Below are 240 nucleotides of genomic sequence, written 5' to 3'. Positions count from 1 at the left end.
CCGGTGCATCCGATCCGGCGGGCCACGGTGGCGGGGACGGGCGCGTCGACCCCGTCGAGGTGCGCGATGCCGTGCCGCGGGCGGGTGAACGCGGAACCTGGGCCGTGGGCCGGGTTGTCGTGTGCGCCGTCGCCGGTGCCGGTGCCGGTGCCGGTGCCGGTGCCGGTGTCTGTGGTGGTGAGGTCGTCGGCGGTGATGTGGATCATGACGGTGGGGGCGGCGCCGCCGAGGGTGGGGGTC

The 240-nt window shown here is 76.7% G+C and carries 1 protein-coding gene; it reads right to left on the bottom strand.

Annotated features, from left to right (window positions below):
- A partial coding sequence (locus ACWXWW_RS18315; RefSeq protein WP_455971471.1) for a hypothetical protein occupies nt 1-240 on the bottom strand: 240 nt, incomplete at both ends.

Source organism: Microbacterium sp. KNMS (assembly GCF_053851835.1).
This window is presented reverse-complemented; position numbering and strand designations above follow the sequence as displayed.